13 protein-coding genes are annotated in these 10,418 nt (G+C 48.4%); 1 reads left to right on the top strand and 12 read right to left on the bottom strand.

The annotated features are described in order from the left end of the window. Positions 1–60 precede the first annotated feature (60 nt). The 12 genes from greB to HMPREF3052_RS06365 all read right to left on the bottom strand — a co-directional run bounded on the left by greB (position 61) and on the right by HMPREF3052_RS06365 (position 9,294). A complete protein-coding gene (gene greB, locus HMPREF3052_RS06415; protein ID WP_003685038.1) occupies positions 61–552 on the bottom strand; it encodes a transcription elongation factor GreB in 492 nt (163 codons plus the stop codon). Between the two features lie 74 nt (positions 553–626). Then, entirely contained in the window at positions 627–2,171 is a 1,545-nt protein-coding gene (gene purF, locus HMPREF3052_RS06410; RefSeq protein WP_070749224.1) for an amidophosphoribosyltransferase, read from the bottom strand. Between the two features lie 152 nt (positions 2,172–2,323). Further along, a complete protein-coding gene (locus HMPREF3052_RS06405) occupies positions 2,324–2,857 on the bottom strand; it encodes a CvpA family protein (protein WP_070749223.1) in 534 nt (177 codons plus the stop codon). Next, positions 2,850–3,998, bottom strand: a complete 1,149-nt coding sequence (gene ftsN, locus HMPREF3052_RS06400) for a cell division protein FtsN (protein WP_003685335.1) — start codon at positions 3,996–3,998, stop codon at positions 2,850–2,852. The genes HMPREF3052_RS06405 and ftsN overlap by 8 nt, the downstream gene beginning before the upstream one ends. Before the next feature lie 13 nt (positions 3,999–4,011). Then, positions 4,012–5,295, bottom strand: a complete 1,284-nt coding sequence (gene folC / locus HMPREF3052_RS06395) for a bifunctional tetrahydrofolate synthase/dihydrofolate synthase (protein WP_070749222.1) — start codon at positions 5,293–5,295, stop codon at positions 4,012–4,014. A 38-nt stretch (positions 5,296–5,333) separates the two neighbouring features. Beyond that, complete coding sequence (locus HMPREF3052_RS06390; RefSeq protein ID WP_070749221.1) at positions 5,334–5,786, bottom strand: protein YgfX; 453 nt, start codon at positions 5,784–5,786, stop codon at positions 5,334–5,336. A gap of 4 nt (positions 5,787–5,790) precedes the next feature. Then, the gene (locus HMPREF3052_RS06385; RefSeq protein WP_003747228.1) at positions 5,791–6,150 is read right to left on the bottom strand and encodes a hypothetical protein; all 360 of its coding nucleotides are present in this window, start codon (positions 6,148–6,150) and stop codon (positions 5,791–5,793) included. Between the two features lie 63 nt (positions 6,151–6,213). Beyond that, on the bottom strand, positions 6,214–6,942 hold the full coding sequence (locus HMPREF3052_RS06380) for an amino acid ABC transporter ATP-binding protein (protein ID WP_003747231.1): 729 nt from the start codon (positions 6,940–6,942) through the stop codon (positions 6,214–6,216). Next, on the bottom strand, positions 6,942–7,211 hold the full coding sequence (locus HMPREF3052_RS11390; RefSeq protein ID WP_083318797.1) for a hypothetical protein: 270 nt from the start codon (positions 7,209–7,211) through the stop codon (positions 6,942–6,944). The genes HMPREF3052_RS06380 and HMPREF3052_RS11390 overlap by 1 nt, the downstream gene beginning before the upstream one ends. A gap of 61 nt (positions 7,212–7,272) precedes the next feature. After that, positions 7,273–8,052, bottom strand: coding sequence for a 16S rRNA (adenine(1518)-N(6)/adenine(1519)-N(6))-dimethyltransferase RsmA (rsmA, locus tag HMPREF3052_RS06375; protein WP_049329405.1), 780 nt, complete (start codon positions 8,050–8,052; stop codon positions 7,273–7,275). Between the two features lie 88 nt (positions 8,053–8,140). Continuing rightward, on the bottom strand, positions 8,141–8,740 hold the full coding sequence (locus HMPREF3052_RS06370; protein ID WP_070749220.1) for a Maf family protein: 600 nt from the start codon (positions 8,738–8,740) through the stop codon (positions 8,141–8,143). 14 nt (positions 8,741–8,754) lie between these two features. After that, a complete protein-coding gene (locus HMPREF3052_RS06365; RefSeq protein ID WP_049350611.1) occupies positions 8,755–9,294 on the bottom strand; it encodes a gamma carbonic anhydrase family protein in 540 nt (179 codons plus the stop codon). A 236-nt stretch (positions 9,295–9,530) separates the two neighbouring features. Between HMPREF3052_RS06365 and HMPREF3052_RS06360 the strand changes: the two genes are divergently transcribed. Then, a complete protein-coding gene (locus tag HMPREF3052_RS06360) occupies positions 9,531–10,409 on the top strand; it encodes a DMT family transporter (RefSeq protein WP_070749219.1) in 879 nt (292 codons plus the stop codon). Positions 10,410–10,418 lie beyond the last annotated feature (9 nt).

Genomic DNA, 10,418 nt, shown 5'->3' with positions numbered 1-10,418 from the left:
GTCTGAAAGTATATTTTTCAGACGGCCTTTTGTAGTTTCATTCGCTTTATTCACGCATAATCAGTCAATCTTAATATATTCCACCGACAGAATCTCTATAACCTCACGTCCTTCCGGTGTATCCAAGACAACTTCATCGCCTTCGCGTGCTTTAATCAGGCTGCGTGCCAAAGGGGAAATCCATGAGATTTTGTTTTTAGCGGTATCGATTTCATCTACGCCGACGATTTTGACGGTTTGTTCACGACCGTCTCCGCGCAATAAGCCAACGGTGGCGCTGAAAAAAATCTGGTCCGTGGCTTCACGCGCTTCAGGGTCGACGACGACGGCAGCTTCCAAGCGTTTGGTTAGGAAGCGGATACGGCGGTCGATTTCGCGCATACGGCGTTTGCCGTAAAGATAGTCGCCATTTTCGCTGCGGTCGCCATTGCTTGCCGCCCAGTTAACGATTTGGACGATTTCCGGGCGTTCTTTGTTAACCAGATGATAAAGTTCGTCTTTCAATGCCTGCCAGCCGGTAGGTGTGATGTAATTTTTGGTTTCGGTACTCATAATGTGTCTAAAACATAATTAAAGGCCGTCTGAACGTTAATTTTCAGACGGCCTTTATTGTAAGTCAATTTACTTTATTCTTCATCATCACTATCGCTGATACTGATGCTGTGTTCCATTTTGCTTGGATGTACTTTCAAGCCGCCACAACCTAATTTTTCGGTAGAGAGGCGGTTCAGATACGCCTCATCGATATCACCAGTTTGATAAACACCGTTGAAGCATGAAGAATCGAAGGATTCGATTTTTGGATTGAGTGCTTTGACTACTGCTTCCAAGTCTTCTAAGTTTTGGAAAACAATGCCGTCCGCGCCAATCTCAGCCGAGATTTCTGCTGCGCTGCGGCCGTTTGCAATCAGTTCTTCACGGGTCGGCATATCGATACCGTACACATTCGGATAGCGCACTTCGGGAGCTGCAGAAGCAATATAGACTTTGCGCGCACCTGCCGCTCGTACCATTTCAACGATTTCACGGCTGGTCGTACCGCGCACGATGGAATCATCCACCAACAAAACGCTTTTGCCGTTAAACTCGGTTTCCATCGGACTGAGTTTTTGGCGTACTGATTTTTTACGCGTTGCTTGTCCGGGCATAATAAATGTACGGCCGATATAGCGGTTTTTAATCAGACCTTCGCGATATGGTTTTTCGAGATGGACGGCAAGCTCCATCGCGCTGGGTCGGCTGGTATCAGGAATCGGCATCACGACATCGATATCGTCGACGGGCAACTCGCGTTTGATTTTTTCCGCCAAAGAAACGCCCATATCCAGACGCGCCTGATAGATGGATACGCCGTCGATGACGGAGTCGGGACGCGCGAAATAGACGTATTCAAAGAGACAAGGGCTGAGTTTGACTTTATCACTGCATTGACGCGACACGATTGAACCGTCAAAGCTGACAAACACGGCTTCACCCGGCTGGATATCGCGTTCCAAGTCATAGGCAAGCGCGTTGAAAGCAACTGATTCAGAGGCAACGGCATACGATTTTTTACCGGATTCATCGGTTTGCGAACCCAATACCAACGGACGGATACCGTGAGGGTCGCGGAAGGCAACCATGCCATATCCGGCAATCATGGCTACAACACCATATGCACCGCGCACTATGCGGTGTACTTCAGAAACGGCGTTGAAAATATTGTCGATGGTGAGTTGATAAGGGGCTGTATTTTTAGAGACTTCGCGGCGTAATTCGTGCGCGAATACATTGAGTAGGACTTCAGAATCGGAGCTGGTATTAACGTGGCGCAGGTGTTTGTTGCATACGTTTTCATACAGCTCTTCGGTATTGGTCAGATTACCGTTGTGTGCCAAAACAATGCCGAATGGGGAGCTGACATAAAACGGCTGGGCTTCTGCACTGCTGCCCGCATTGCCTGCAGTCGGATAGCGGACATGCGCGATGCCGGCATTACCGATCAAGTCGCGCATATTGCGGGTACGGAACACTTCGCGCACCATGCCTTTGCCCTTGTGCATATGAAATATATTGCCTTCGGCAGTAACAATACCTGCTGCGTCCTGACCACGGTGTTGCAACATCTGCAAACCATCATACAACATCTGATTGACCGGCTCATGACTAACCAAACCTAATACACCACACATATCGTGCTTCTCCGAGTTTGAAGATTAAATGGGTAAGCCGTCATTATAAAATAATTTAGATGAGTTTGCTCGAATTGTTAACAATATGATGTCAAATTTACGCAAATAAAAACGGATTCAGACGACCCATAGGCCGTCTGAATCCGTCAAACTCAATCATCCAATTCTTCTACTTCAACTGCTTTACCCGAAAGATGCGGCATTGCAGTATCTTTTCCAGGCAGATAAGGCATTGCAGCATCGGCAAGTGATTCAAAATACGGAATTGTGTGCGAACTTTGCCACTCTTCCGTTTTCGGCAAATCAGTGTGTGAAAAAACCATCACTGCCAGTGTCACCAAAATCACACCTTTCACTGCACCGAATACGCCGCCAAGCAAACGGTTAATGCTTCCCAGACCAACGGCAGACATCAAACTGCTTAATAGCGATCGTGCCAGTTTCTGCAACAGCCATGCCAGAAAAAACACAGCGGCAAAACCCATCGCAACCGCCAAGGAATGCGGCTCAACCGATTTAAAGACCACATCGGCAAACGGCACGGCTAGCGTTCTGGCAGCAATAAACGATACCACCCACGCCACCATCGCCCCTGCTTCGGCAATAATACCCCGTGTCAACGAGATAATGATGCAGATGGCGATGACGGCGGCCACCAACAAATCGGCAACAGGCAAATTACTCACTGGTCACCTGACCGGCAATGCCATGTACACGCAATTTATTCAAATCGCGCTCTGCATCGCGTGCATTTTTATAACTGGCTGATTTCACGCGATACACCTTACCTTTATCGGTCATGACCTCAGTAATGGTCGAATCGATACCTGCGGCTTTCATTTTACGTTGCAGGCTTTGCGCACGTTCTTTTTCAGCATAACCAGCCTGAATAGCGGCTTTTTTCGCAGGCTTGGCTTCTGCTGTTTCTTTTTCAGCTTTAGGTTTGGCTTTTTCAGACGGCTTCTCGGCAGTTTTTACCTTATCGGCTTTTTCTGCTTTGGCCGTTTCTGGTTTAGCCTTTTCATTTTTTGGTTTTTCAACTTTGGCTTCTGCTTTCTTAGCAGGCTCGGCCTTATCTTTTACGCTGTCTTTGCTGTTTTTGGCAGATTTACGCTCGGCAATGGCTTTCTCTGCTTTTTCCAATTGTGCCAATTTATTGCGTTCGGCAGCGGCTTCACGCTCTGCTTTCTCAGCACGCGCTTGAAGTGCGCGTTTTTTAGCTGCCAATGCGTTTTCTTTCTCAGCAGCTTCCTGTTGGGCTTGTGTCTTACGGGCCGCAGCGGCACGTTGTTCAGCCTGACGTTGGCGGCGTTCTTCGGCTCGGCGCTCCGCAGCTTCACGCTTGGCAGCCTCGACGCGTTGAATACGTTCGGACTCTTCCAAGCCTTTAATATTACCGTCATCCAAAGTATCGTTGATCAAAACCAACGGCTCGCCAACATCTTCGGGAGCAGATTCACGGCTTGGCTTCAATACTTCAACCGGCGCATTATCTTCTTCGTCGCCTGCATTTTGCGGTTTATTTGATGCTTCGGCATCCGCATGGCGGGCAGCCTCTTCAGCAGCAGCGACATCCTCTTTATTCGGCTCTAAAACAACGGCCTTGCTCGGCTCGTCAGCCGTTTTGACTTGGCTCTGACCGACAGGCGCTTCTTTAAACGGTGAATTTTTATCGTCGCCGGAAGTCAGCGCCAGACCGAACAGCATACCCGATGCCACCACCAAGCCGGAGGCCAAGACCAAGCGACGGCGGTTGCGACGTTTGAGTCGTTCGTAACCGTCTAAATCGTATCCGTTTGGAGTTTCTTTTTGTTTATTGTCGGACATGATAATTTCCTCGTTAGTGTTCTTTCAAAACAGCCATTACATCGGCAACAGTATGGAATGAGCCGAAAACAACGATTCTATCATTTTCGGTTGCTTTAGCCAAAGCAGCGCGATAGGCAGCAGCGACAGTTTCAAAAACATTTACATTATCGATACCGTGTTCAGCCAGTTTATCTTGCAAAGCCTCCACCGTCATGCCGCGCGGCACATCTAAAGGCGCGATATTCCACTCGTCAAACTGGTCTTTAACGATTTCCAGCACGCCGTCAATATCTTTGTCGGACAACATACTGAATACGGCGGTACGTTTTTGGGCAAAGGCAAGGTTAATCAGGCTGCGGCGCAAAGCACGGGCTGCGTGCGGATTGTGGCCGACATCCAAAACCACCAGCGGACGGCCGGGCAAAACTTGGAAACGGCCAGGATTCTCAACCAACAGCAAACCACGTTTAATCGCGCCGATATCAACCGGCAATTGTTCGTTCAAACATTCCAACACCGTCAATGCACACGCTGCATTGGACAACTGATAGGCACCGCGCAAAGCAGGAAACGGCAAGGAATTGCGGTTACGGCTTTGGCCGTCTGAAGATTGCGGATGGAAGCGGTAATTCCACTGTACGCTTTCCATTGATGCAAAATCAAAATCTCGCTGAACCATCAACAATTTTGCGCCAATTTCTTCTGCGTGTTTAACCAATGATTCAGGAGCAGGATTCTGACCGCATACAGCAGGTTTGCCGCTACGGAACACTCCGGCTTTCTCAAAACCGACCTGCTCGACAGTATCACCCAAAAATGCCTGATGATCCAAATCCACGCTGGTAACAACCGAGCAGTCGCCATCGAATACGTTCACAGCATCCAATCGTCCGCCCAAACCGACTTCCAAAATCATTACGTCCACATTTTCATGCATGAAAATATCGACGGCCGCCAAAGCATTAAACTCAAAATACGTCAGCGAAATTTCGCCGCGCGCCGCTTCGATACGCTCAAATGAGGAAACAATCAATTCATCTGAAACCGGCTGAGTGTTAATGGCGATTCGTTCGTTGTAACGCAGAAGGTGCGGACTGGTCAGCGTACCGACTTTGAAACCGGCTTCTTTATAAATATGTGACAAATAGGCGCATACGGAACCTTTGCCATTGGTACCAGCCACCACGACGACAGGACATTGCGGCACCAAATTCATGCGTTTTTTCACTTCTCCCACGCGTTCCAAACCCATATCGATAAGGCCGGAACTATGGGCAGTCTCCAAATGAGAAAGCCAGTCTTGTAATGTTTTCATTGTATTTATCGCTTCAAAAGGCCGTCTGAAACAGCCGTTTAATCCATATCTGCCACAAGTTCTGCTTTGTCTTCTTTTTCCCGGCACCAGCGCGCCCACACTTTCAGACGGCGGTAAGCATCACGGCCAGCCATATCGGGCAAGATGCAGTGTTTGACTATTTTTCCGTCAACATTCCATTGTAAAAACAAAGCATAAACCGTCAACATACTGCTGTCTTGCAAAACCGCGCTTCTTCCCTCTTCCTCGCCATTCAAGTAAACCGTCGCACGGTATTGGCGGTCGATGATGATTTTTCTGACCGCATTTCGAGTCTGAAAATTAACGCTGCGCCAAGCATAGGCAAAACTGCCGGCCAATGCTACCAAACCCAGCCACATCATCCAGCCGTAAAACTCAACGAGACATAAGGCCAACGCCGAAAGGTGTAAGAAGACAATCAGAATTTTCAAAGAACGCGAGGGCTTTAAGGCCGTCTGAAAACTTCGCACGGCTTTACATCATATTGTCGAAAACAGGCGTAATGTTCAATTCCGCCTCTTCCATATCCAAAACCATATCGTGGATTTCGGTATCGAAAAATTCCCAAAAAGCCTTCAAACTCATGTCTTGCGGCCATTTGCTTTTATCGATGTCCCAGCCTGCCAATTCGGCTTCAAAAATCTGCTGGTAGCGTTCGTCAAAATAAGAAATGACGGATTCGGGTTCGTCAAATTGCGGCACAAGGAATACGGAGCAGTTGGTGCGCAGTTGCTCGACGGTCAGGTCCGGCATATTTTCATCGGCGGATTTCAGCCATTCCAAAAAACGGGCGGTCGGCTTCAGCACGACAGCAGTACGGTCAACAAAATACATTATTTTCAACTTTCAAAATCATTCAAACCGATCATGCCGTCTGAAATTTCAGACGGCCCGAGTTTAATGTGTCATCACCTGTTGCAGGAATTGTTTGGCACGCTCGTGTTTCGGATTGGTAAAAAACTCTTCCGGCGTTTCGTCTTCCAGAATCTGGCCTTTATCGACAAAAATCACACGGTCGGCGACTTCGCGCGCAAAACCCATCTCATGGGTCACACACATCATGGTCATGCCGCTTTCCGCCAAGTCTTTCATCACTTTCAATACTTCGCCGACCATTTCAGGGTCAAGCGCAGAAGTCGGCTCGTCAAACAACATGACGCGCGGCTCCATCGCCAAACCGCGTGCAATCGCCACACGCTGCTGCTGACCGCCGGAAAGCTGACCGGGCAGCGCGTCTTTTTTATGTGCCAAGCCGACACGTTCCAAAAGCTCCATCGCTTTCTTTTCCGCCTCTTCACGGCTTTGGTTTTTCACTTTCATCGGAGAAAGAATGATATTTTCCAAGACAGTCAAATGCGGATACAGATTGAATCCTTGGAACACAAAGCCCACTTCTTCGCGCACTTTGTTCAAATCGGTTTTCGGATCGGCAACATTGATGCCGTCCACCCAAATCTCGCCGCTTTCAATGCGCTCGAGTTGGTTTACCGTACGAATCAGCGTAGATTTGCCACTGCCTGAAGGGCCGCATACAACGACTACTTCGCCTTGCTTGACTTCCAGATTCACGCCGTTGATAACGTGCAAATCTTTAAAATGTTTGTGTACATTTTTGAATTTAATCATTATTTCTTTCCAAACTGCCAAAATTTTCGGGGCTTGAGTTGCGCTTGCCGCTGCCAAAGCAAAGGAATGGCCTTTTCCAGCCAAAAGCGGCAACTGACTATGCCGCCGGAGATTCCGCCTTTATTGTACCGATTGACTTTAAATTGCTCTTCCCTATCAAGACGATGCCCGGTCAATACCCAAACTGCGCCGATAATTACTACTTCAAAACGGTGCCGCTCAGGCGGCATATCCTTACCGGAAAAATACTGCGCCAACTCGTGCCACAAATATGAATCACCCAGAACCCCCGATTGAATAGGAGGTTACTTAAAAATTACCATTACTGTTTCAGACGGCCTTTTGAACCAGATAATTGCTCAATTCCACATATTTCTCAGCGGCAATGTGTTCTGCCCTGTCCTGCGGATTGATGCCGACTGCCTGCAAATCATCATCGCCGGCAAGTTCCTTCAAATTATTGCGTATGGTTTTGCGGCGTTGATGGAAAGCCAGTTTCACCAGTTTGGCAAAATGTTCGAAATCTTCCGCTTTGCCGATGCGGTGTTTCACCGGAATCATGCGTACGACGGCCGAATCCACTTTCGGCGCAGGATCAAAGGACTCGGGCGGTACTTCAATCAACATTTCCATATCGAAGAAATATTGCAACATTACGCCCAGACGGCCATAGTCGTTGGTTTTCGGCTGCGCCACCATGCGTTCGACCACTTCTTTTTGCAGCATAAAGTGCATATCGATCACATCGTCTGCCACTTCGCTCAATCGAAACAAAAGCGGCGTGGAAATATTGTACGGCAGGTTGCCGACAATTTTTTTCTTGCCTTCAATGCTGTTGAAATCAAACTGCAATACATCGCCTTCGTGTATCACCAATTTATCTGCAAACGGCAAGGTTTTCAGACGGCGTACGATGTCGCGGTCGATTTCGCAAACATGCAGGCAGTTGAGTTTTTTCGCCAAAGGCTCGGTAATAGCTGCCAAGCCCGGGCCGATTTCAATCACGATATCATCGGGCTGCGGTCTGACCGCGTTGACAATATCGCTAATAATCCGCGTATCCTGCAAAAAATTCTGCCCGAAGCGTTTCCGGGCCTTATGTTCTTTCATATCTTTCTTCAAGCAAGCCGTTTAAGACAGTATTGTAACTGAAACAGGCGTTTTTGTCGGCACGCTTTCAGACGGCATTTGCCTAATTTTAAGCAAACGGCGGCGCTTCCAAACCCAAAGATTTCAGTAGTTGCGCAGTCTCATAAACCGGCAAACCCATCACACCCGTAAAGCTACCCTGCAAATGCTCGACAAATACGCCGCCCAAGCCCTGAATCCCATACGCACCGGCTTTATCCATCGGCTCGCCGCTGGCAACATAGGCTGCAATCTCCTCAGCCGTCAACGTTTTAAAGCGCACTTCGCTCGTCTGCACCACATCATGGCGCACGCCCTGCCAGTAAACGCATACAGCCGTCAGCACTTGATGCGTCCGTCCGGACAAACGTTCCAGCATATCGACCGCATCCGCCTCGGATTCCGGTTTGCCCAAAATAACCGCACCATCCGCCACCATCGTATCCGCCGTCAATACAGCAAACTCAGGCTCTTGTTCATGAGCAGCAAACCATTGCGCCACCGCCGCCTGATTTTTCTCGCAGGCCATACGGCGCACATACTCTACTGCAGCTTCGCCTTCTTTAGGGGTTTCATCAAGATCCGCAGGAAGGCGGCGTACTGTGAAACCCAAATTTTCCAAAATCTCACGACGGCGCGGACTGCCCGAAGCCAGATAAATTGCGTTCATTGTATTGGTTTTCCTTATTTTGAAATTTTATGCTGGCCGGACAGGCGGACATAATGCGCAGAGGAATACGTCAAAAATTCCTTTTCCTCATCCGTCAGCGGACGCACTTGTTTTACAGGCGAGCCGACGTATAAAAAACCGCTTTCTAAACGCTTGCGCGGCGGCACCAAACTGCCCGCGCCTATCATCACATCATCTTCGACAACCGTATCATCCAAAATAATCGAGCCCATGCCCACCAACACACGATTCCCAATTCGGCAGCCATGCAACATAACCTTATGCCCAATCGTCACATCATCGCCGATAATCAAAGGCGAACCGTCAGGCTTCGCCGCATTCTTATGCGATACATGCAAAACGCTGCCGTCCTGCACATTACTGCGTTTGCCGATAGAAATGCTGTTCACATCGCCGCGCAATACAGCATAAGGCCAAATCGATACATCTTCCGCCAGCGACACTTCGCCAATCACTACTGAAGTCTCATCTACAAAACAAGACTCATCAACCGACGGCACATAATCCAAAAACGCACGAATAGGGTTTGCCATTTCCAATATCCTTTTCTCAAAACCAAAACTGATCAGGCCGTCTGAAAACACGGCGTAAAACGATTTTATACTACAACAATACGAAATCAAGCCAGAAATCATCAAAAGGCCGTCTGAAACAGTTTTCAGACGGCCTTTCATCATAAACCCTTTATCTTGGCTTACCACTATTTATCATTAGCGCCCCAGCTATATTTTATGGAATAATCGCCTTCATTTGATTCTTGGAGAAGCCGATGGACACACGTTCGGGAAATTATGCAGCGCCCCTGCTGGTCGTCGGCTGCGTCGTCTTCGGCTTGGGCAGTTTGATCGTCAAATTTGTCGATGTCGGCTCTTACGCCATCGCATTCTGGCGCTTGCTGATCGCCGCCCCTATATTCTTCCTGCTAGGGCGTTTTTTCAGACAAAAAATGCCCACGAAAAGAAAAACGGTTGGCTACGCAATCTTATCCGGCGTTTTCCTCGCATTCGACCTCGCACTTTGGCACGAAAGCATTCACGCCGTAGGCCCCGGCATTTCAACCTTGCTCAACAGCCTGCAGATTTTCTTTTTAGCCGCCATCGGCTTCTTTTTTTATTCAGAACGTTTAAGCGTCCTGCAAATTTTAAGTTTGATATTGGCCACCATAGGCGTCGCCTTAATCGGCAGTCCAGAGTTCAGCCATAACAACAATGTTGCATGGGGATTTGTCAGCGGCGTAGTGTCCGGTGCCATGCTGGCCCTGTCTATGGTCTTTGTACGCAAAACCCATGAGCAGGAAAAAGTCGGTTTGTTTCCTCTGATGATGATTTTAAGCTTCGGCGGCGCAATGGCGCTGGTCATCCCATCTCTACTATTCGATGCCGCCCATCTATACCCCAAAACTTTAAACGATGTGATTCTAGTCTCCATCTATGGCATCGTCATGCAATGCTTTGCTTGGGCATTAATTGCTTACGCCATCCCGCTTTTATCCTTGTCACTGACCGGCCTGCTACTGCTCTCCGAACCAGTCGCCGCCATGTTGATCGATTATTTCTGGCTGGATAAACCGATTAATACCGTCCAATGGAGCGGCGCCACTTTGACTTTATTGGCGATTTATTTAGGTTCGTTAAAAGACAAAAAATAGATACAAAAA

Origin of the sequence: Neisseria sp. HMSC056A03, from assembly GCF_001815685.1 — a bacterium.
GTDB lineage: Bacteria > Pseudomonadota > Gammaproteobacteria > Burkholderiales > Neisseriaceae > Neisseria > Neisseria subflava.
The sequence above is the reverse complement of the archived record's forward strand: the minus strand, read 5'-3'. Positions and strand labels throughout refer to the sequence as shown.